The organism is Synechococcus sp. W70.1 (assembly GCF_047461515.1).
GTDB lineage: Bacteria > Cyanobacteriota > Cyanobacteriia > Thermostichales > Thermostichaceae > Thermostichus.
The window spans coordinates 144294-164555 of sequence record NZ_JANSHH010000013.1 but is presented as its reverse complement, the minus strand read 5'-3'; the positions used below and the strand labels follow the sequence as shown (position 1 = coordinate 164555).

Sequence of the window (20262 nt, the reverse complement as noted above, 5' to 3'; positions counted from 1 at the left end):
CTCTGCCGGGAGACAGGCCCAAGAGAAACTCAATTGACGTTCTCCGCAGGCCTAGAGGGGGATCCTTTCCCAGCTTGCTCTCTCAAGAGCAAGGGGCAACTACCGTCAGCTCGAGCCGGGGGAGATCCCTCTGGGGGGTAGTAGCCGGTTGTGGAAGCAGGAAGAAAGAAAAGTCCGCTCCAGAAGAGTGGCACGGCAGGGCCTACGCCGCCTTGGTCAACCTCAACCAACGCACAAGCCGCCGCAGCTCTACTAGCAGCACACCAGCTACACCGGTCAGGATCCAGCCCAGCCACTCGGCTGCCGTGCCCAGGTAGCGCACTTCCACGCGATGCTCTCCCGGGGGAATCCGTACCTGCAACAGCCCCCACCCGTCGTGTTCGGCAGCCCTAAACTGTCCATCAATTTGAACTCGCCAAGCGGGATAGTAAAACGTGCGCAAGACTACGGGCTGCTCTTGAGTCGTGGGATTGATGGCGCGAAAGCGGCGATAGCCATAGCGCCACTCTTCCACCTGTAGCCGCGCGGCCGGATCCCCCAGCTCGCCTTGCCACTGGAGCAGCGGATCCACCTGCGGGGGCGGCATAGGCAGCGTGGCCTGGCGGGGCCGGTATTCCTGCACATCCACCAGCGCCAGCCCATCGGGAAAGCGCCAGTGCAGGTGCAAGAAAGCAATGCCGGGCCTCTCTTGGGGCTCCTTGGGAAACTGCTTAGCTGTAGCCAGCTCTTGAAAAGTTTGAACAAGCTGCGGATCAAAGCCGGCCTTGGACAAGAGTTGAAAGCCCTGCCAAGTTTGCACCCCCATAGCTAGTCCGATCCCCACCAGCAAGAGAAGCCGCAGGCGCCTTTGCCCCCATCCCCAACCCGCTAGAGATCCCAAAAGCCAGGGCACGGTTACCGCCGTCACTGCCATCCAGCGCCAGGAAAATTGAATGCGTTGCAGGGGCAGAAACCACTCGTAGAGCCAAGCCAGCAGATCCGTCGTCATCAGCAGCGCCACTAGGCTAGCCCCAAAGCTGTAGAGCAAGGTAGCTCTGGCAAGGGATCCAGCCGCATCAAAACTCCTCCCCGGCCGGCGGACCAGCCATTCTAGAAAAACTAAGATCCCAACGCCCACCACAACCGCTGCCATCCAGACCCAGTACCCCACCAGGTTGCTCTCAAACCAGTGCTCTGTCCAGCGCGGCTGAAGCTGAGTTAGCCCGCTCAGCATTAAGCGATGCTGGGGCATGTATTCCTCGGCAAAGTTGACAAAATCCACCTGGACATGGCGCTGATCCCAGAAAGCCGGCAGCAAATAAAAAGCCGCCCACCCCAGTCCCAGACCAAATCCCAGGTAGCAGCGTCCCACTCTGGGCCAGAAGGGATCCCTTCCCCCCACCACCCACGGTAGGGGCAGCCAAACCAGAGTAAAAATCAGCAAAGTGGGCAAATGGGACAGGGCCAGTAGGCCATAGCTAACGGCCAACGCTCCAATTGGCCAAAGGGACTGAGGCCGGCAAATCACCTGTAGCGAGGCCCAGAAAACCCAGGGGGAGACGGCAATGGCCCACACTTCTCCAATTGCACCCCGTTGGTAGATATCTACCAACCAATAGGGGCCGGCCATGCTCAGCAGGGCCAAGACCAGCGCCAAAGCCCAAGGAAGCACCTGCCGCAGCAGAACGTATAGCCCCAGCCCAAAGACCGCCATCGCTAGACCCATGCTGGCCACCAAAGAGCCGGGCAGGTCCAGCCCCAGGGCGCGAAAGGGCAGGGTGGCTACCATACACAAAGGCGGGTAGAAGGCAAAGGTGGGATTGCCGTAGCCGAAGTTGGAGTACTCCAGCCAGCGGGGGTAAAACTGCCCGCCGAAAAACTGGCGCTGATACTGAAAGGCCCAACTGAGGTTGAAGTGGGTGGAGTGAGTCATGGGATAGCCTTGCTGCAGCATTGGCCAGAGCAGGGCCAACACTCCGGCCAGCAGCGCAAGCCCGACCAACAGCCCCGGTTGGCGCAACGCTTTCACCATTTCCAAGAGCCCGCCTTTCGCGCACCGGGCGGATGTTTTCGATAGCTCCAGGCTGCAGGGCAGCTTCCGGCTTCTGTGGCAGGCGTTAGCCAAACAGACAGCCTTGGGCCCACCTCCCTCTTGGCCAGGAATTAATAGCGAATCCAAGCATAGGCAGCCTCAGAGAGCACTGGCACCTCAGCGTAGCGGCCACGCAGGTTCTGGGACCAAGCGTAGAGAGTAACAGCCATCACTCCCAGAAGGGCAGTGTTGGCCAAAATGCTGCCCACTGCCCCTAGCGCTAGGCTGCCAAGGAGCCTACCCAACACCTGCAGCAGCACTTGCACCAAGAACAGGGCAATGTTGAGCAGCAGCGCCTGCATGGTATTGAAGCGAACAAAGTGGGCGATGCGGCCGTTGCGGATGACGAAAAAGAGGAGGGCAAAGAACAGCCCCATCCCCAGCCAGCCTGTGACCAGAGGCAACAAATGCAGTAGCGGTAGAAAGATAGGGATCAGTCCTGGCAGGGATTGAAACAGCCCCAAGGGGACAAAGCCCAAGGGCAAAGCCGATACCAAAGGCAGAAGGTAAGGAAGGGATCCCCACAGCCGATCGCTGGGAGTGATGGTGCCGCGCCAGGTCATGTCCTCGAGTCCCTCAGCTCACTGCAGTGGTCGCTAGAGTCTGCTTGTTTGGGCAATGCCGCTCCCTTGCCAGAGGAAAAGGGCAGACAAGCCTTGGGCCCATTGTAGTCGATGGGTTTGGGGGGCTCCACGGGCTGGCTCGAAAGCCAGCTTCCCTTTTTTTGCGGCAAGACGTTCAGGGCGAGCATTCCAGCCGTTCGCGCAGCGGGACAGAGTCCTTTCTGGACTGGTATAATCGACGCCAACTCTCGGCTGTGCAGAGGTCTATGAAAATCTCATCCTCTCCCCCTACTCGCCTCGTCGCCGCCTTGCTCTGGAAGGCCTGGTCTGGGCTCATCGGCTTTCTCAACGACCGTCTGTTGCCGGAGCGCTTCCACGTTCGGCCTGAGGCTTTGCCGGAGTGGCTGGCACAACTCTGGGGTCGCTATCTGCGTTACCGACAAGCCTCTCGTCCAGGGAAGATCCAGTTTCGCGGCCTGACGGTGGATCCCAGCCAAGGGGAATCCTCAGCTTCCCTGGTCGGGTCTAGCTTGCTCCGCTACCGTGGCTGCCCTCTGGAGAGGGTTGCCCACCCCCTCCCCTCTCAACCCATTCCCGAAACCCCTTTTGTGCCCCCCTACTGGAGGCTGCTCAATACGCTGCGCTTGAAGTTGAGCCTGGCCGATGTCGATAGCTATTCGGTCACGCCGGCCCTACAGCGGGTTTACCGCGGCCAAGAGTTCTAACGCCAGCCCAAGAGCAGCGGAGTAGAGGGCGGGGATACGCTTCGACCCACGGAAAGCTGAGAATTCCTTTCTCGCTAGGGGCTAAGACCTTCTACAGTGGATAAGGAAGGTCGTTGAGCTTGTTATGTCCAAATGCGGCGTGCTCCTGCTGAACTTGGGGGGGCCAGAAACGCAGGCTGATGTGCAGCCCTTTCTCTACAACCTCTTTGCCGATCCGGAGCTCATCCGGCTGCCCTTTCCCTTTTTGCAGGGGGCATTTGCCTGGGCCATCTCCATCCTGCGAGCGCCCAAATCCCGGCGCAACTACGCTGCCATCGGGGGGGGATCTCCTTTGCGGCGCATCACCGCTGAACAGGCCCGAAAGCTGCAGGCCCAACTGGTGGCGGCGGGCTACGACGTGCCAGTGTATGTCGCCATGCGCTACTGGCACCCGCTCATTGAGTCTGTGGTGCAGCAGATCAAGTCGGACGGGATCACCCGCCTGGTGGTGCTGCCGCTGTACCCGCAGTACTCCATCAGCACAACTGGCTCCAGCTTCAAGCTCCTGGATCGCCTCTGGGCCGAAGACCCAGAGCTGGCCCGCATCGAGCGCCGCCAGATCTGTTCCTGGTACGATCAGCCCCAGTATGTCCAGGCCATGGCTAGGGCCATCCGGGAGCAGTTGGACGCCTTCGAGGATCCCCTAGAAGTGCATGTGCTCTTTAGCGCTCACGGCATTCCCGAAAGCTACGTCACCCAGGCCGGGGATCCCTACCAGCAAGAGATGGAGGCCTGCGTCGAGCTCATCTGGCGCCAGGTGGGACGCCCAAATGGCTACACGCTCTCCTACCAGAGCCGGGTGGGCTCGCTGCGCTGGCTGCAGCCCTACACCGAGAGAGTAATCCCAGAGCTAGGCGCGCGGGGAGTAAAGCAACTGCTGGTGGTGCCGATTAGCTTTGTCTCAGAGCACATCGAGACCCTGCAAGAGATCGACATCGAGTATCGAGAGCTGGCCCACCGGGCTGGGATCCGCGATTTTCGCCGTGTGCCCGCCTTGAACGCCGACCCGCTATTTATTGCTGGCCTGGCAGCTCTGGTGCAGCCCCATCTGGTTCCTTCAGCACCTGCTTTTGTGCCGGCTGCGGCGGGCAGCTCGCTGCTGGAGCGTTAGGCAAAAGGACTCTAGGCGGGGGGCAGGCCACAGTTAGCACCTGTTTTTGCCCAGCGGTTAGGTACAGGCACGGCCTGGCCAAGTACTTGTGCTCTGGGGATCCTAGCCTTTAAATCAAAGTTTCCCCCTGTGCAAAATCGATGAGCGAAGCCCTGCTGACCGAGTGGCTGCTGACCTATTTCCGCCAGCGGCTGCCCTTTCCCAAAGAGTGGCTGCCCCAGGGGAGCTACTGGGTGGGGGGATCCCTGCGGGATGCCTACCTGGCTTGGCTGCGAGGCCAGTCTGGAGACTCCAAGGGGCCAGTGGATTTGGATTTAATGTGTCCGGCGGATCCGGTGGGGTGGGCAGCAGGGGTGGCGCGGCGGCTGAAAGCCGGCTTTGTGGTGCTGGATGTGGAGCGACAGATTGCCCGCATCGTGCTGGGCCAAGGAGGGGCTTCCCCTCCCACAGCGGCGACGGTGGACGTAGCCCTGCAGGCGGGCCCCACCCCGGCGGCGGATCTGTGGCAACGGGACTTCACCTGCAATGCCCTGGCCCTGGAGCTGCGGGAGGGGCAACTGTTGGATCCCACAGGGGGGCGGGCGGACATTCAGCAGGGGTGTCTGCGCATGGTTCACCCCGACAACCTCAGCGCCGATCCGGTGCGGCTGTTGCGGGCCTATCGCCAAGCAGCCCAACTGGGGTTTGCGCTGGATCCGGCCACGGCAGAGGCGATTCGCCAGCGGGCTCCCCTCTTGGCCAATGTGGCAGCAGAACGGGTGCGGGCCGAGGTGGTGACCCTGTTGGAGACGGGGATCCCGGGCCTGGCCCACCTGCAGGCAGCCGTGGCGGCAGGTCTGCTGGCGGCTTGGCTGCCCCGCCTAGCCCCCCAGAGCCCTGGCTTTGCCCAGGCCCAAGCCGTCTGGCAATGGGCCGAGATCTGGCAACCCCAGTACCCCCGCACTCTGGCGGAGCTGGCTCAGCCTTTGGCGGATCGGCGCAGCAGCCTGTTGGCGACGGTGTTGGCAGCCCTGCTGTGGGATCCGGCAGGCACCCCTGCCGAGACGGTGGAAACCGAACTGGAACGGCTGCGCTTTAGCCGGGCCGAGATGCGGGCCGTCCAAAGGCTGCACCAGCTTCTGCCCCACTTCCAGAAGCTTTTGGCCAGCTCCCCCACCCCTCCCCAGCAGTGGCGGCTCTACCAGCAGGCGGGATCCCTCTTTGGCGGCCTAGCCCTGCTGGCTGCAGCCACCGGCAGCTCGGCAGAGACGATCCAGCTTTGGCTTAGCCGCTACGAAGATCCCCAGGATCCCCTGGCCCATCTGGTGCCCCTGCTGGATGGCCGCGACCTACTGCACACCCTAGGCGGTCAACCCGGCCCCTGGGTAGGCCAGCTGTTGCAAGAGCTCCAGGAGGCCCAAGCTTGGGGCCAGATCCAAACCCGCGCCGAGGCCCTTTCCTTTGCCCGCCGCTGGCGCGAGAGAAGCTCCCAAACCTAGCCAAAGCGATAGCCAAAGCCGCGCACCGTTACCAAATACTCGGGGTTACTGGGATCCACCTCCAGCTTTTCTCGCAGCCAGCGGATGTGGACATCCACGGTTTTGCTGTCGCCCATGTAGTCGGATCCCCAGACCCGCTCCAGAAGCTGTTCCCGCGTCCAGACGCGGCGGGGATGGGACATGAACAGCTCCAACAGGCGGAACTCTTTAGGCGAGAAACTGACCTCCACCCCCCGCACCAACACGCGGCACTCCTGGGTAAACAGGCAAATATCCCCGTAGCGGAGCACTGTGGCCTCGCTGGTGTAAGCCTGCTGCCGACGGCGCAACACAGAGCGACAGCGGGCAATCAGCTCCCGCATGCCAAAGGGTTTAGTTAGGTAGTCGTCGGCCCCCAGCTCCAGGCCCACCACCCGGTCAGTCTCGCTGCTTTTGGCCGTCAGCATCAAAATAGGAAGGGTGTTACCCTCCCTACGCAACAGCCGGCACAGATCCAAGCCATTCAAACTGGGCAGCATCAGATCGAGGATCATCAAGTCCAGCCGCTCGGCTGTATGCACCAGCTCTAGTGCCTCCCGGCCGTCGGCAGCTTGCAAGACTCTGTACCCCTGTTCTTCCAGAGCAAGGGCAACGGTTTCCCGGATCGCATCCTCATCCTCCACCACCAGCAGAGTCTCCTGAAGGGGGGAAGCTTCCTTGGCTTGGGGAAGTTGACTGGTCATGGAAAGCAAACTCCGCCTCGCTTCATCACCCTCAATGGCAGCCGCCCGCTAGGATATCAAACTTCAGGGTTGGCCAACAGAGAGGAGAAAAGGTGTCAAATCGCGATTCGAGGTTCCAAGACGTCAGGTTGAACCCCGAAGGTTCCAACATCGGTTGGTTCAGGATGATTTAAGATTGGGGTGGAGCCGAAGCCACTGGCGCGGCCGGGCATGCTTGCTTCTCTTTCTGCACTCTGGACTACTGGCGGAGCAATTTTACGGTTGCTGCGCTGGCACAAGCCGGCAGGACGCTTGATTTTGATGATCCCTGCTCTGTGGGGAGCTTTCCTAGCCGGACGCGGAGCGCCGCCTTGGCCATTGGTCGGGATTCTCGTTCTAGGCAGTTTGGCCGCTAGCGGGGCAGGCTGTGTAATCAACGACCTCTGGGATCGGGACTTGGATCCGTTGGTGGAGCGCACCCGCACCCGCCCCCTAGCCAGCCGCGAATTGAGTGTTGGCGTCGGCATCGCAATGGCGTTGCTCTGCTTGGCCTGTGCGGGAGGGCTGGCGCTGTTGCTCAACCCCGTTAGCTTTGCCCTCTGTGTGGCAGCGGTGCCGGTGATTTTGCTCTACCCAGGGGCCAAGCGGGTTTTTCCAGTGCCCCAACTGATCCTGGCGTTGGCCTGGGGATTTGCCGTGCTCATCAGTTGGACAGCGGTGAGAGGTCAGGATCCCCAACTACCCCTGTGGGAGGAGGGGCTGGGCTGGCTGTGGCTGGCCACGGTGCTGTGGACCCTTGGGTTTGATACGGTTTATGCTCTCTCAGATCGCGAGGACGACGAGCGAGCTGGGATCCACTCCAGCGCCCGTTTCTTTGGCCGGCAAACCCCAAGGGCGGTGGGGCTCTTTTTCCTAGGCACCACCATTGCCCTCTTGGGGGTGGGGCTTAGCCTGCAGTTGCACGCGATCTATTTCCTCAGCCTGGCAGTTGCCGCCGGCCTCTGGGCTCGGCAAACCTGGCAGCTTCACCGGGTCCATTCCTCCCCCGGCCTCTACCCAGCTATCTTTGGCGAGAACGTGGTGCAAGGCTTTATCCTGCTGGCGGGGATGATTGCCGGCTGCCGGCTAGCCTAGTTGGGATAGATGCGCAGGCGGCGGTTGGGCTCTTCGCCAAAGCTCTGAGCGCGCAAGTGATAGGACTCAACCAGCTGATGCTGCAGCTTGCGGATGTGGGCAGAGCGGGGTAGGAGCTCCACTGGCTGCGACTTGGGGATGACGATTTGCTCCACCGCCAGGCGAGCTTCTTCCAGAGCTTCTGCTTCTTCTGCGGTGCTAGCCTGAATAAACAGCTCCAGGTCTGACTGGGCCCCCTCCTCACTTTCAATGTTGAGGATGCGGCGCAGGGCGCCGGCCAGAGCAATCAGGGTATTGGCCTTGACGGTATGAATGGGGATCTGGCGGGAGTGGGCCAGTTGCTGAATCTTGGAGCGGCTGCGCACCTGGGATCGCAAAGCCAAGACAATATCGGCCTCATCCAGGTCTTTGGTAACCTGCGCCGGCAGCTGCAGGGTCCGGATGACCTGCTCTAGGTGGAAACGGCTAACCCCATAGGGGTAGATCCTCAAGGGCCCCTCTGGGTCTTGCGGGAGCTCCGCCTCCTCCTCAGATTTGGACTCTGACTGGGAGTTAGCTAGCGGCTCCGCCGAGGAGTCTTCCTCCTTCGCTAAGGGCGAGCTAGGCTGCTGCAGACGGGTTGCAACCGGTTCCAAAGGTAAAGGCTCCAGGCGGCCGGAGGATCCCCAAGTGCCCCCCCCAGCAAACAGGGCAGTGTCGGCAGGGGGCCACTGGGGTCGCAAGAGGCTTGAGCGTCCGTTCATGCCAGTGGTACTGCGCACAATCACCACTTGGCCGCGTTCGTCCAGGCTGCGTATTTGGATTGACGCCTCGCGGTTACGTAGGAGGCAATCCACTGTGGCTGCCACATCTTCGTGGATGACCCAGCGATGCCGCTCTAGCATCTCCACCGCAATCTCAAAAGTCGGGGGAGCCTTGCGCTCCAGGACACTCTTCTGACAGCCCCGCCGCCGTGCCTCCTCGTCCCCCAGCGTGACGGATTGGATCCCGCCTATTAGATCCGAGAGGGTGGGGTTTTTAATCAGGTTTTCGATGCGGTTGCCATGGGCAGTGGCCACCAGTTGCACCCCTCGCTCGGCAATGGTGCGGGAGGCTAAAGCTTCCAACTCTGTGCCAATCTCGTCGATGATCACCACTTCCGGCATGTGGTTTTCCACCGCCTCGATCATCACCTTGTGCTGCAACTCTGGGCTGGCCACCTGCATGCGTCTAGCCCGACCGATCCCTGGGTGGGGCACGTCGCCATCCCCGGCAATCTCGTTAGAGGTGTCGATGATGATGACCCGTTTGTGCAGCTCGTCTGCCAAAACGCGGGCAATTTCCCGCAGGGCAGTGGTTTTGCCTACTCCTGGCCGGCCTAGCAACAGCATTGAGCGGCCCTGCTCCACCAGATCCCGGATCATGTTGATGACACCGACCACGCAACGGCCCACCCGACAGGTAAGGCCAATGATCGTGCCCTGGCGGTTGCGGATGGCGCTAATCCGGTGCAGTGTTGAGGCAATGCCAGCCCGGTTGTCGCTGCTAAACTCCCCCACTTGGCTGATGACCAAATCCAGGTCGGCGCGGCTAACTACTTCCTCGGAGAGGTACTCCGCAAAGCCGGGGAAACGGGCTTCCGGGCGGCGGCCCAGATCCAGCACCACCTCCACCAGCTGATTTAAGTGAGGGTGCTGCTGCAGCCGCTCCCGGATGGCTGCGGGCAGAACGTCCAGGAGCTTGTTTAAGTCGTCGTTGTAGAGGACTTGTCCGGGAAAGGAGGTGGGTTCCCTGTTCAAGGGCTGGGCTGGGAAACTCATGGTCAAGCGACGCTGTCAAGCACTGGAAAAACAGCTCGGTCGGAGGGCAACTGGCCGCTGCTTTACCTGCTGCACCAACTGCTTGGCTAACAGGATCGCTGTGGTCAGGCCAGATCCTTCCTCTAGATGGGCAGCCACCAACTGGCGGGCATAACTGCCAAAGGCGATCCCCGCCACTGGCCAGCAGGGATCCAACAGCGACACTGTTTGCGCATTGGTTCCACCTGCCAATTGCACATAGCCAGGTAGGCCCATGTCCAGCACCTTGCGGGCCAGCTTTAGGGTGGCCTTGCTGGTGCCAGCCCCAATATCTCCGCTCATGGGCCGGCCGTCCACCTGCCAGATCAACACCTCCGGCACGGGATCCATCAGGGTTAGCAAATCCCGCAAATAGGCCTCAAGGCCCGGACCATCGTTAAAGCTAATCGAGACGGCCTGCAGCCGTCCCAGCCATGGCTTCAGGGCTCTCCACACTTGCTCAAACTGCTTCTGCCGGCCGATACAGGTGTGGATTTCTACTGCCTGAACGCCCAGCTCCACTAGAGAGGGCAAGACCTCCGCTACTGCCACCTGATAGCCAGAGGTAACAATGCGCCGGTAGGGACAGACGGGCTCGCAGCGGCCACAGCCGTAGCACAGCTCCGCCTGGATGTAAACCCGGGCAGAGGGGCCTAGAGGCACCAAGGCATGGGGCGGACAGACCGCCACACAAGGCTGTGGACACTCGGCAGGGCAGGTGGGCTCTGTCAGGACTGCCTTGCGGAAATGGACATCCTCGCCGTCGTTAAGGCTAACCATCAGCCAAGGGGATCCCGCTTGCGGGTCTTCTGCTTGGGCTCGCTGGATCCCTTGTTGGGCAGCTCGGACAATAGCCGGCTCAGCGGCAACGTCGATGCAATCGGCCCCAGCTAGGGTGTAGAGAAAGGCTAACTCCCGAATTGAGGGCAAGTGGTGGAAACTTGCGCCACAGATGAGCTTGAACCAAGTGCCCTGGTGCAGCGAGGCTTTCGGCAAGGTCACAGGTACAACTAGCCACCAGCAAGGCCGCCTACTTGAGATGGTAGCAAAGAATCTAAGCCAATCCTCAGGCGCTCTGCAGGGCGCTCTCTAAAGGTTGCCAGCGAATTGACCGCTCTCGAGCCAGCTCCACCACAAATTTCACGCCCTTGTCTTCTTGGCTTAACTTCACCAAGTAGGAGAGTTCTTGCCGGCTGAGGACATGCCCTTCGTAAAACCAAAAGACCAATCCCTTGGCCTTGGGGGGCAAAGTGGCCCGGTACTGCTCAATTAGCGAAGGGTAGAAGTAGGTGCGCCGCTGCGACTTGCCTAGGGTGGCAGGCCGCACCCCATGGCTGCGCGTCAGATAGCTGGCCAGATCCCCAATTCCCTTGCTAGAGAGGGTAACCACCTCATAGCCGGCCCCGCGCAGCCGCCGCAGGTAGTGTCCTTCGGATCCCCCTTCCGGCGTGACAAACATGGCCAAAGCCCCAGCCTGCTCGAGCTGTTGCACAAACTTGGCACCTGAGCCGACTAGCAACATAAGAAGCTCCGTCTTTGCCTGCGCCCATTGTAGCGGGAGTATGCCCCTAGCCGAGGATAGAAGTTTCCGATAGAACTCCTAGAAACTCCCCGGTTCTCCCCGACGTGCCGAAGAGCGGAGGCAGAGCAGGAAGAAGCGTTAGAATTGAGGACGACAGGAGAGCAACCACCAATGGCTCAACCAAGCTACCCCGTAACCAAAAGCGACGCCGAGTGGCGGCAGCTGCTTACTGAAGAACAGTACTACGTGCTGCGTCAAGAAGGGACTGAACCCCCCTTCCGCAATGCCTACTACAACAACAAGGCCCCAGGGATCTATGTCTGCGCGGGCTGTGGGCAGGCGCTGTTCTCTTCAGAAGCCAAATACGACAGCGGCACCGGCTGGCCCAGCTTTTGGCAGCCAATTGCTCCAGGGGTGATTGGCACCAAGACCGACTGGAAGCTGCTTGTGCCCCGCACCGAGGTGCACTGCTCCAACTGTGGCGGTCACCTGGGGCATGTGTTTCCGGATGGCCCCCCGCCAACAGGCTTGCGCTACTGCATCAACTCGGCAGCTTTGAAGTTTATTCCAGCCAACGCCTAGGCCTTTAAGCCGCCTGCCGGCTGAGCATGTCGGACTACACTTTCCTGGATGCTACCTCGATCCTGCTGCGGGAGGGTCTGGAAGCCCTTCTGGTGCTGTTAGCTCTGGTGGCGCTTCTTGGGAAGAGCGGGCAGTCGGCCCAGCAGCGCTGGGTGTGGCTAGGAGGAGCGGCGGGTCTATTGGCAGCGGTGCTGCTTGGTCTCTTGGTCAAGCTGTTTTTCCAGCAGCTACTTACCCATAGCCGCCAGGAGGTGCTGGAGGGGATCACGGGGCTGGTGGCAGCAGGTCTACTGTTTTCGATCAGCCTCTGGCTGCACCGGCGGTCGGCCACCGCTGCCTGGCAAACTTTCGTCCACGAACAAGCTCAAGTAGCCCTTGCCAGCGGTCAGGTTTTTTCCCTAGCTTTTCTGGCCTTTACAGCCGTGTTTCGCGAAGGGGCGGAAACGGTGGTGTTCTACGTGGGATTGGCGCCTTCCCTGCCGGCTCGGGATCTCTGGCTTGGAATTGGCTTGGGAGCTTTTCTGCTTGCAGGAGTGGCAGTTTTGCTTTTGCCCTTGGGTCTAAAACTGCCCTTGGGGGCTTTTTTCCGGGGTTTAAGCCTGCTGATCTTTTACTTGGGCTTTAAGTTCCTGGGCAGCAGCCTCCACGCTTTGCAAGTTGCAGGCTGGCTTCCGACGACCCCCTTATCCGGGATCCCGAAGCTGCGCTGGTTGGGGATCTATCCCACTTGGCAGACGCTGATCCCGCAAACGGTGCTGCTGGGAATAGCCTTTGTCTTTTGGATGAGGCTATGGCTGCGGGCTGATTCTGCTCAAAAGCTCTCTCCGTGAGAGAAAAACAGAGCCCGCCCCTAGAGAGCTGGCAGGCTGCTGCGTTTTAACCCAGAAATCAGGTGTCGTAAACGCGGCACTCGACGGCGTCGGGGTTTTCAGCACAGTGCTGCTCGAGGCTGCTGGGGGCCTTTGGCTGGTGGCTGCGGGCTGCCAGCACCTCCTCTACCGCATCCCAGGCTGCACGGCAGTGGGGATCCCCTTCGCCGTACTCAGAGCAGACTTTGCGCGCGTTCTCCAGCTCTTTGGCAATGACTTCAGACAGTCCCATATTCTCAAGCTCCTTTCGACCGGCAGGGCTCTTCACCCCTGGGTTGGTTGACGCAGATTGTCCACGGATAGGTTGAAGATGATACCGTTGGCCAACCAATCGCAGTGAATCTACTACCTACTATTCTATGTAGCCCCCGCCGGAGGGTGTTGCCATCCTTTTGCGATCTCTTTGGGATCACCTCAAGCCGCCAAACAGTTGGCTAATCTGCTGCCGCACCTGTTCCGGGGATCCCTGTTGGCGTACCTGTCCTTGCGCCAGAAAGATCGCCCCGTCTGCCCATTCCAGCTCTGCCAGCCGATGGGTGACCCAAAGAGCAGTGATCCCCTCTTGATCCACCAGCTGGCGGACGCAGCGCAGCAGATCCCTCTGGCTATCGGGATCCAAGAGGGCCGTCGGCTCGTCCAACAGCAGTACTTCACAGCGCTGGGCCAACGCCCCGGCAACTGCTACCCGTTGCTTCTGCCCACCGCTGAGGCCGTGGATAGGCCGGCGGATCAAGTGGCGCAAGCCTACCTGCTCCAGGGCCCTTTCCACCCGCTCCTGGATTTCTTCCAAGGTGAGGGGCTCTGCCCCCAAACCAAAAGCTACATCGGCCCCCACCGTTGGCATAAACAGTTGCTGATCCGGGTTCTGAAACACGTAGCCTAGCCGCCCCCGCACCTCCCAGAACCCCGCCAGGGGCTGGGGATGGGTGAGCACTCCCGACAGGAGCTGCAGCAAGGTCGATTTGCCGCTGCCATTGGGCCCCAGCAGCATCCAGAGCTGGCCCTTGGGAACAGCAAAGCTGCACTCCTGCAGGACCGGCGGACTTCCTGGCCAGGCAAAGGTCAAGCCCTCTACCCGGATAGCCAGCGGGGATTCTCTCCCAGTGAGGGAACTCATAGACCCCTAAGAAGCTGGCCTTAGCCCTGCAACTGGGCCAAGAAGCCAGGGCGGACTCCCATGGGCGCGGTGCCGGACTTGGAGGTTATTTGCACACCACAGAGCTCGCCAGTTAGCAAGAACACCTTCTTGCCCGTGCGGTCGCAGGTCAGCTCTAGGCTCTGAGGGGATCCGTTGCGAAGAGCCTCAACCACACTTTGATAGGCGCGGTTGGCCGCTTCCTCCTCTTTTTGGTGGATGACGATCGGGGTAGGATTCCCTTTCAGGAGCAGTTCCAGAGTGTACATGGCTGACCGTTCCCGTAGTGGGCTGTGGACACCTGATCCCAGTATCGCAGGTTAGGGCGAGAGCTGGAGATCCCTGCCCTAGGGACAGGGGAAGGTGGGAGCGGGATCCCCTTCATTGAGGCCGGCAAACCAACTAGAAAGGACAGCTGGCAGGCACAGGCCGGGGTTGCCCCCAATGTGGAGCCGTTCTAGCCGCGGCAGTTCTGCCAAGAAGCTGGGCAGCTTGCCTGTGAGCTGGTTACGGGCCAGGCGTAGATCCCGCAATTGCTTAAGCTGGGCTAGCTCGGGGGGTATGGGTCCGCTGAGGCGATTGTCCGACAGGTACAGATTTTCCAGGTTGCGCAGTTGCCCCAGTTGGGGCGGAATGGACCCAGAAAGCTGGTTGCGATCCAAAAACAGCCCCTTAAGAGAGCTGAGCTGGCCGAGTTGGCTAGGAATGCTGCCACTGAGCTGGTTATCTTGCAAGCAGAGGTTTTCTAGGCGGCTGAGCCGACCTAGCTCTGGAGGAATGGATCCAGAGAGCTGGTTGTGATCCAAAAACAGTCCCCGCAGCTTGCCCAGTTGTCCTAGCTCCGGTGGAATGGGGCCAGAGAACTGGTTGTAGTCGAGAAAAAGCTGTTCCAACTCCCTCAACTGCCCCAGCTCGGCGGGGATAGGGCCGGAAAGTTGGTTGTAGCTTAGGGACAGAGCCCGCAGCCGGCGAAACTGGCCGATCTCCGGTGGCAGGGATCCCCTTAGCCCGCGGCGATCCAACACCAACTGGACAAGGCACTGATCTCTATCAAACAGAGCTACTTCCTCCACCACCACCTCAGGCCGGCCCATTGCGGCCAAGATTTGCCGGAGGAAGAGAGGATCCTGGCAGGAGGCAGCAGGCCAGGCCATCCTCCCCCAGCTCAGCCAAGCCCAAATCACCCCTAGACCCAACACCCACCACCGCTGCTGAGCTTTTCCTAGCCCCTGCCCCATTGCCCTGCTCCCGAGGATCCCTGTTCCCCAAAGTGGCCGTGCCAGCCTCGAGCTTGCCCGACGTTGCCTTAAGGGAGCATAGCTCCAGAGGCCTCCCAACTGCCAGGCAGCCTCAGGAATTGGCAGCAGCAAGTTGCCAGGGAATAGAAGAGCAATGAGAAGATTGCCGCGACAGCCAACAGCGGCAAAACTGCTAAGATGAGGGCCTAGAGCTTAACTGCCTGGGAGCGCTGGATCACCTCAGCTTCGCTTAGAGGGGTGGGGGCGTGAAAAGACAGGCACCAGGGAGTTTGGATTTTGCAGGGCGGCTGAAGCTGCTGCGAGGAGAGATAAAACTGCCCCACCTTTAAGACAGCCACATCTTCTCCGCTTCCTCCCCGCTGGGCAATTTGCTCGCGCACTACCTCAATGGCTGCTGGAGACGTGACCCGGCCAAAAAACTGGGTGGAGCAGTTGGCAACAATATTGTGGTCGATGCTCTTGGGTGCTTGGGTAGCAAAAATGAGACCCAAGCCGTATTTGCGCGCTTGGGCGGCCAGGCGCAGGAGGCTTTGCTTGCAGGGGGTAGTCCCCTGGGAGGGCACAAAGTCTTTGGCCTCGTCGATGACCAGCAGCCCGCGCACTGGCGCTTCTGGCGGGGCGGGGTTTTTCTTGATCCAGGTAAACAGCGCCATGGCCAGTTGATTGAGAAATTGCTGCTGTTCCCCCAGGGTGGGAAGGCCCACCAAGTTGACAACCGACACCCGGGTTTTGCCGTAGTCTGAGCCCAGCCCCAACAAGATGGCCGGATCCAACGCCATCCCCTGTTGATGGAGCAACTTGTTGTTAACCATGGCAGCCTTGAGGAGATTAGCCATCTGCAGCGCCAGTTGCGGCGCCTTGCTGATACCGGCTCCTGCTTCCGGAGGCAGGTCCGCAAGGAACTCGGCAAAGTCAGCTAGAGATCCCGGCTGGTGGGTGGCAAAGTACTTCAAAGCTGCCTTGAGAACCCCCCGCTTCAGCTCGTCGCTGACGGTCTTGCCGGGGGCCACGATCTCCTGGAGGGCGCCCCAGGCCATGTCGACGGCTTGCTCCAGCTCTTCGGGATCACCGGCCAGCGCAGCAAAGTCCGGCAGGGGGGCAAGGGTGAGGGGGTTGCCCGCCGCCAGCCCAGGGGTCCAAACCACCACCTCGGTTTGGGCAAAGTAGCGCTCTGCCTTGGCTTGATCCTCCTCTGTCCAGCCTTCGGGAGCGGCAGGCCAGGGATCCCCCAGCCGGGCCAAGTCGTTGGCTGCATCGATGACGATGGAAGGGATCCCCTGCAAGGCTGCCTCTTCCACCATTCGCCTCAAGAGCACCGTTTTCCCCGAGCCGCTGCCAGCCAAAATCACAGTGTGCCGCACCAGCTCCTCGATGGGCAGAAAAACTGGCTCACCCTCCCGGTTGGCTATCCAGCGTCGTCCGACAAACAAACCTGGCGAAGGTCTCGGCGGCTGCAAGTCTTGCTTGGCTTCAGGAGCTTTGCCGTTGCCTGCCCTAGGAGGGGAGGAAACTCCCTTTTCCTCAGGCTCAGCTCTCGTAGCCCAGTCAGCCGGGATCCCTTCCCTCAGCCAGGCAAGGATTTTGGCCAGCCCCGAATCCAACTCAGCATTTGCCAGGTGGGTAAGAGGTCGCCGTTCCGCCAGCCAATCTCTAAAATCGCGTCTGCTAAAATCGCGTCTGGATTTGAGCTGCTCTAGGGCCAGCAGAACCCTGATTTCCCTTTCACTGGGCCGCCAGTGGATCCCACCCTCCTCAAGGAACTTTTGCCACAGTTTCTGAGTACGTTCGCCTCCTGGTAGGGAGGTAGTGCGCACCACTACCAACTTGCGAAATCGCAGGGCCGCGTCGATCCCGGCTGCCGTTCTAGCAGCTACTAAGCGAGTTTGGAAAGATCTAGGATTAGCTGATTGAATAGCTGTAAAACAAAGGTGCCTTTCCCGCTCGTTTGCCTCGTAGAAGATTAGCCGCAAGCGAGAATGCAGAGGCGAGAAACTTCTGGCTCCAGGGAAGTCAGTTTCCACTTGGCTGCCAATACTAGCCGGCAACTTTTCCTGCCAGACGAGAAAGTCGCACAGAGAAGCTAGGGGCTCTTTCCATATCTCGCTCTCGTTTTCCTGTAAATACGGGGAAATATCAACCTTTTGCTTGGCCTCCTCAAAGATTCGATCTAGTTCCTTCAGTGGAGGGGGACTTGGAGTGATAGGAGCAGAACTTGGGACACCTAACTCGATAACTATCCCTTTCTGTAGGCATTGCTCCCTGTGCTCATGACATTTCTGGAGGAGCTGCCGAGGATTGTTCCTCTCCGGCAAGGACTGGAAGAACTCCGGCTTAAACGGGTAGGAAGGATAGGGAGGGATAAAGCCCACCTTGTGGTAGGCAGCCTGCAGGCGAGGAACAACAACTGCCTCAGCGACACTGGCCGAAAGAAGATGCGTCAAAGTTAAAGGCGGCTCAAAGCGTCCTGTAAAGGTTGCAACAGCTGTTTTCGTTAGAATTTCCCAAGACTGGTCTAGGCACGAGATGATGATAAGGGATCGGGAGAGGCAGTCCCGTAGCCCAATGAGGCCACCTGCGATGTTATGAATGATGTTTTGGGAAGCTTCTCTTTCTGTCTCTGGCGAGAGCTCCTGCAAGGATGACGAAGGACTAGGACTTGTATGAGATTGCACAACAATGGGATCCAACTGATCCAAAGCAACTACAGTGGGTCCCCTTAGGCTCATCAGCCAAGAAAGCCCTGCAACAACTTGACTAGGATTTAAGCTGGCGTTGGTAAAACCGAATTGTCGGGCAACCTCTGATTCCACACCTAGGCCCTGTATCCAGCTAGTACCTATTGACGCCAGTGAAAAATCATTCGAATTAGCTAGAATGGCAGCTCGTACACAATCTTGGTACTCGATGGTGTGCTTGCGATCTTGAGTGAATAGCCATTGCAGAGTTTGTCTAATGACGTCGAGCAAAGATTCGTGGGAAAAACTGGCGATCTCCTTCGCCTGCTTGGGAGTAGAGAGAGCTCTCAGAAAGACCAGATCGAGAATTTTTTGGAGCTGGCTAGTGCCATCAGGCTCTTCCTGAAGCAGAGAGGTGAGGTAGCCCTGGATTACGGTTTCCCAAAAGTCTTTCACATCGGTCATGTCCACTAGGACAAATCCCACCCCTTTTTCAAAGCAGTGCTGTCTTAAGACCCTGAGAAGGTGGGTTTTGCCAGAGCCACCATTGCCAAGCACAGGGATTCCAAAGGGTGTCTCCATCTGGGGAGATTGGATTAACTTCTCCAGCCGGCTGAATAGCTTCTCCCTGACATCCCGGTTAAGCTCAGGAACGTCAAAATCCGGAGGTTGCCAGATTTTTCTAAGATGAACTGTCCAATCAAAATCAACCTCCTTGAGGGCTTCTAGAGCTTTTTGTTGGTTGATTGAGAAAGAGGTACTTTCCTTGGAAGTCATGGCTAGTTCCTAACACGAAGAACGTGCTTTTTGTAGCCGTACAGGTCAATAGCGGCGGCTTCGATTTCAGGAGTAATGGACAGAGGATCGTCCAGGTTCATCAGCACTATCTTGGCTTGGCGGTTCAAAGTCAGGAGCGCCTGATCCAATAGCCAGGAGGGAACATCGGGAAATCTTTTACGCAAGTCGGATAAGTAGACTAGGTAGTAGCGCCCTCCCATCTCCTCGCAGGTGCGAAAGACCTTCTCGAGGAAGTTAGGATCAACCTCCCCTTCGCTAACTTCCCAGGGCTGCGTTTGCCCAGTAGGAACAGGGGCTGCTCCACCGAGAGAGGGTCTGTTTGCGCTCCGCGCCGCTATCGCGAACGCGCCACTCGGTCGTAGGCCTAGAATCCGCGCCAAGGGAACGTTCTCCCGCTGTGCGTAATCCACTAGGGTTGCCAACGCCTTTTGCAAAACGGCTGCTGCCTCTGGCGACTTGGAACGGGCAATGGCCGTTGGAGGTGTGGTAGAAGCCCAGTCCCAGGCCTTGTCAGTCAGCACAAGCCGGGTTATCCTCCTTCCCTTTTCGACTACAGTCTTGCATTCAATGAGGCCCTTTTCCTCCAACAGCTTGAGCTCTTTGGCCCTATGCTTTGGCTTCACTTGCGACTTGGTCGGTTCTTCCCCTGTTAGCAGGAGCTTCCAGAGCAAGATTTCGCTTTTGGGCAACAAATCGCTCATTTCCCCAACCTCCAGCCCTGCCTCAAAGCCGGCTCTGTTGCAATTGAACCACCTTGCGGATCATCTCCACCGCCCGCTCGCAGTCGGACATCACCAGCTCATTGGGAATCCGCAACACCAAGTAGCCGGAGATGAGCAACTCGTAGTCCCGCAGGCGATCCTGGTAGTAGTGGTTTGGCTCGCGGTGCTCTGGCCCATCCACTTCCACCACCACCTTACCCTCCCGCCAAAGCAGATCCGCTCGGAAAGTGCGTCCGTTAACACTTTGTACAGTTTGGTTGAATTCCAGCAAATTCTTTAACTGCGCATCTGCTGCCACCCGGTCGGCCAGCTTTCTCTCAGCGGGACTGAAGGGGTGAGGGGATCCCTTGTAACCCACCACCACCTGTACCGAGCTGTCGAACTCCTTTAGCCTCTCAGGAAGCGGCAGTCGAATGGCACCGTAGCTCACGGAGGCCAATTCGGGGTGATCAGTCAAAGCGCTCGGCACCACCAGCACCAGCCGTGCCTGACTGTGGTCAGCCAACCAGATAGCTGCCTTGGCCAAGCCGAGTAAGTAGCTGGGCGCCGGCTCCGTCTCGTCGGTTGCCAAAGCCAAGGTCAGCTCGCGAGGGGCAATGGCCTTGGCCAGTTGCTGCACCTGGATCGCCCGCTGGATCCCTGGCAGCAGAGGCAGGCGTTGCTGTTGGCACAAGTGCATGGCCGCCTTGAGCCAGGCGTTGGCAATGGTGGGATCCTGTTTTGCTGGTAGCTCTTGGGCGCGGAGACGATTGTGAGCTTGAACCTCTGCCGTTGTGCCCGGCTCAAACTTTTCCCCATACCAATAAGGCCAGAGGGATAGAGCTACCCTCGCCAGCACCTGCAGACACTCATCGAGGATGGCATCCTGGGCAGGAATTCGGTGCCAAAGCTTGGAGACAAAGACCGTCTCTCGAGTTTCAGCCTCCTCCGCCAGGCTCGCTAGCGCCTCCTCCACGCACGGCGCCAGCAACAGCTTGACCTCCCCCTCTTTGCCTAGGTCTTGCCACGAAAGAACGGCCACCTCGACTCTCCCACCTGCCTCCTGGAATCCTAGCCTAGGC

General features: G+C 59.5%; 19 protein-coding genes. 6 read left to right on the top strand and 13 right to left on the bottom strand.

Annotated elements, in window-relative coordinates:
- Positions 1-202: 202 nt before the first annotated feature.
- Together NW808_RS02865 and NW808_RS02860 are read right to left on the bottom strand one after the other, a co-directional pair.
- Positions 203-2011, bottom strand: a complete 1809-nt coding sequence (locus NW808_RS02865; protein WP_414420220.1) for a hypothetical protein — start codon at positions 2009-2011, stop codon at positions 203-205.
- A gap of 131 nt (positions 2012-2142) precedes the next feature.
- Entirely contained in the window at positions 2143-2634 is a 492-nt protein-coding gene (locus tag NW808_RS02860; RefSeq protein WP_414420219.1) for a Tic20 family protein, read from the bottom strand.
- A gap of 266 nt (positions 2635-2900) precedes the next feature.
- Here NW808_RS02860 and NW808_RS02855 point away from each other — a divergent pair, with 266 nt between their 5' ends.
- The 3 genes from NW808_RS02855 (at position 2901) to NW808_RS02845 (ending at position 5987) form a co-directional block, all read left to right on the top strand.
- Positions 2901-3359 (top strand): hypothetical protein, encoded by a 459-nt coding sequence (locus tag NW808_RS02855; RefSeq protein ID WP_414420218.1) that lies wholly within the window; start codon positions 2901-2903, stop codon positions 3357-3359.
- 124 nt (positions 3360-3483) lie between these two features.
- Entirely contained in the window at positions 3484-4509 is a 1026-nt protein-coding gene (gene hemH, locus NW808_RS02850) for a ferrochelatase (RefSeq protein ID WP_414420217.1), read from the top strand.
- A 140-nt stretch (positions 4510-4649) separates the two neighbouring features.
- Positions 4650-5987: a CCA tRNA nucleotidyltransferase gene (locus NW808_RS02845; RefSeq protein ID WP_414420216.1), complete on the top strand. Its 1338-nt coding sequence runs from the start codon at positions 4650-4652 to the stop codon at positions 5985-5987.
- Here the strand turns inward: NW808_RS02845 and NW808_RS02840 are convergent.
- Complete coding sequence (locus tag NW808_RS02840; RefSeq protein ID WP_414406028.1) at positions 5984-6745, bottom strand: response regulator; 762 nt, start codon at positions 6743-6745, stop codon at positions 5984-5986. The genes NW808_RS02845 and NW808_RS02840 overlap by 4 nt on opposite strands.
- Positions 6746-6919: 174 nt before the next feature.
- Between NW808_RS02840 and NW808_RS02835 the strand changes: the two genes are divergently transcribed.
- Positions 6920-7822 carry a 4-hydroxybenzoate solanesyltransferase gene (locus NW808_RS02835; protein WP_414420215.1) on the top strand — a complete coding sequence of 301 codons (903 nt, stop codon included), beginning with the start codon at positions 6920-6922 and terminating at the stop codon, positions 7820-7822.
- Here the strand turns inward: NW808_RS02835 and NW808_RS02830 are convergent.
- From NW808_RS02830 to ndhN, 3 genes are all read right to left on the bottom strand, one after another.
- Positions 7819-9621: a R3H domain-containing nucleic acid-binding protein gene (locus tag NW808_RS02830; RefSeq protein WP_414420214.1), complete on the bottom strand. Its 1803-nt coding sequence runs from the start codon at positions 9619-9621 to the stop codon at positions 7819-7821. The genes NW808_RS02835 and NW808_RS02830 overlap by 4 nt on opposite strands.
- Before the next feature lie 15 nt (positions 9622-9636).
- Positions 9637-10641, bottom strand: a complete 1005-nt coding sequence (locus NW808_RS02825; RefSeq protein WP_414406005.1) for an LdpA C-terminal domain-containing domain — start codon at positions 10639-10641, stop codon at positions 9637-9639.
- A 64-nt stretch (positions 10642-10705) separates the two neighbouring features.
- Positions 10706-11161, bottom strand: coding sequence for an NAD(P)H-quinone oxidoreductase subunit N (gene ndhN, locus NW808_RS02820; RefSeq protein ID WP_414393074.1), 456 nt, complete (start codon positions 11159-11161; stop codon positions 10706-10708).
- Positions 11162-11332: 171 nt separating this feature from the next.
- Between ndhN and msrB the strand changes: the two genes are divergently transcribed.
- Together msrB and NW808_RS02810 are read left to right on the top strand one after the other, a co-directional pair.
- The gene (gene msrB / locus NW808_RS02815) at positions 11333-11743 is read left to right on the top strand and encodes a peptide-methionine (R)-S-oxide reductase MsrB (RefSeq protein WP_414410563.1); all 411 of its coding nucleotides are present in this window, start codon (positions 11333-11335) and stop codon (positions 11741-11743) included.
- A 26-nt stretch (positions 11744-11769) separates the two neighbouring features.
- Positions 11770-12573, top strand: coding sequence for an FTR1 family protein (locus NW808_RS02810; RefSeq protein WP_414420213.1), 804 nt, complete (start codon positions 11770-11772; stop codon positions 12571-12573).
- Positions 12574-12631: 58 nt separating this feature from the next.
- On the opposite strand, the gene NW808_RS02805 is transcribed toward NW808_RS02810, so the two are convergent.
- The 7 genes from NW808_RS02805 to NW808_RS02775 all read right to left on the bottom strand — a co-directional run bounded on the left by NW808_RS02805 (position 12632) and on the right by NW808_RS02775 (position 20222).
- The gene (locus tag NW808_RS02805; RefSeq protein ID WP_011429904.1) at positions 12632-12844 is read right to left on the bottom strand and encodes a CP12 domain-containing protein; all 213 of its coding nucleotides are present in this window, start codon (positions 12842-12844) and stop codon (positions 12632-12634) included.
- 177 nt (positions 12845-13021) lie between these two features.
- Entirely contained in the window at positions 13022-13729 is a 708-nt protein-coding gene (locus tag NW808_RS02800) for an energy-coupling factor ABC transporter ATP-binding protein (RefSeq protein WP_414420212.1), read from the bottom strand.
- Positions 13730-13749: 20 nt separating this feature from the next.
- Positions 13750-14016 (bottom strand): hypothetical protein, encoded by a 267-nt coding sequence (locus NW808_RS02795; RefSeq protein ID WP_414420211.1) that lies wholly within the window; start codon positions 14014-14016, stop codon positions 13750-13752.
- A gap of 78 nt (positions 14017-14094) precedes the next feature.
- Positions 14095-14985: a hypothetical protein gene (locus tag NW808_RS02790; RefSeq protein ID WP_414420210.1), complete on the bottom strand. Its 891-nt coding sequence runs from the start codon at positions 14983-14985 to the stop codon at positions 14095-14097.
- A 206-nt stretch (positions 14986-15191) separates the two neighbouring features.
- Entirely contained in the window at positions 15192-18458 is a 3267-nt protein-coding gene (locus tag NW808_RS02785) for a helicase HerA domain-containing protein (RefSeq protein WP_414420209.1), read from the bottom strand.
- Positions 18459-18460: 2 nt separating this feature from the next.
- Complete coding sequence (locus NW808_RS02780) at positions 18461-19180, bottom strand: hypothetical protein (protein ID WP_414420208.1); 720 nt, start codon at positions 19178-19180, stop codon at positions 18461-18463.
- A 22-nt stretch (positions 19181-19202) separates the two neighbouring features.
- Positions 19203-20222 (bottom strand): endonuclease domain-containing protein, encoded by a 1020-nt coding sequence (locus NW808_RS02775; RefSeq protein WP_414420207.1) that lies wholly within the window; start codon positions 20220-20222, stop codon positions 19203-19205.
- Positions 20223-20262: the final 40 nt, after the last annotated feature.

Bases quoted from the DNA above. Each gene is read 5' to 3' on its own strand.
- NW808_RS02845 (WP_414420216.1), top strand. From the start codon at position 4,650: ATGAGCGAAGCCCTGCTGACCGAGTGGCTGCTGACCTATTTCCGCCAG.
- ndhN (WP_414393074.1), bottom strand. From the start codon at position 11,161: ATGTTGCTAGTCGGCTCAGGTGCCAAGTTTGTGCAACAGCTCGAGCAG.
- NW808_RS02860 (WP_414420219.1), bottom strand. From the start codon at position 2,634: ATGACCTGGCGCGGCACCATCACTCCCAGCGATCGGCTGTGGGGATCC.
- NW808_RS02780 (WP_414420208.1), bottom strand. From the start codon at position 19,180: ATGAGCGATTTGTTGCCCAAAAGCGAAATCTTGCTCTGGAAGCTCCTG.
- NW808_RS02805 (WP_011429904.1), bottom strand. From the start codon at position 12,844: ATGGGACTGTCTGAAGTCATTGCCAAAGAGCTGGAGAACGCGCGCAAA.
- NW808_RS02865 (WP_414420220.1), bottom strand. From the start codon at position 2,011: ATGGTGAAAGCGTTGCGCCAACCGGGGCTGTTGGTCGGGCTTGCGCTG.
- NW808_RS02795 (WP_414420211.1), bottom strand. From the start codon at position 14,016: ATGTACACTCTGGAACTGCTCCTGAAAGGGAATCCTACCCCGATCGTC.
- NW808_RS02785 (WP_414420209.1), bottom strand. From the start codon at position 18,458: ATGACTTCCAAGGAAAGTACCTCTTTCTCAATCAACCAACAAAAAGCT.
- NW808_RS02800 (WP_414420212.1), bottom strand. From the start codon at position 13,729: ATGAGTTCCCTCACTGGGAGAGAATCCCCGCTGGCTATCCGGGTAGAG.
- NW808_RS02835 (WP_414420215.1), top strand. From the start codon at position 6,920: ATGCTTGCTTCTCTTTCTGCACTCTGGACTACTGGCGGAGCAATTTTA.
- msrB (WP_414410563.1), top strand. From the start codon at position 11,333: ATGGCTCAACCAAGCTACCCCGTAACCAAAAGCGACGCCGAGTGGCGG.
- NW808_RS02810 (WP_414420213.1), top strand. From the start codon at position 11,770: ATGTCGGACTACACTTTCCTGGATGCTACCTCGATCCTGCTGCGGGAG.
- NW808_RS02830 (WP_414420214.1), bottom strand. From the start codon at position 9,621: ATGAGTTTCCCAGCCCAGCCCTTGAACAGGGAACCCACCTCCTTTCCC.
- NW808_RS02790 (WP_414420210.1), bottom strand. From the start codon at position 14,985: ATGGGGCAGGGGCTAGGAAAAGCTCAGCAGCGGTGGTGGGTGTTGGGT.
- hemH (WP_414420217.1), top strand. From the start codon at position 3,484: ATGTCCAAATGCGGCGTGCTCCTGCTGAACTTGGGGGGGCCAGAAACG.
- NW808_RS02855 (WP_414420218.1), top strand. From the start codon at position 2,901: ATGAAAATCTCATCCTCTCCCCCTACTCGCCTCGTCGCCGCCTTGCTC.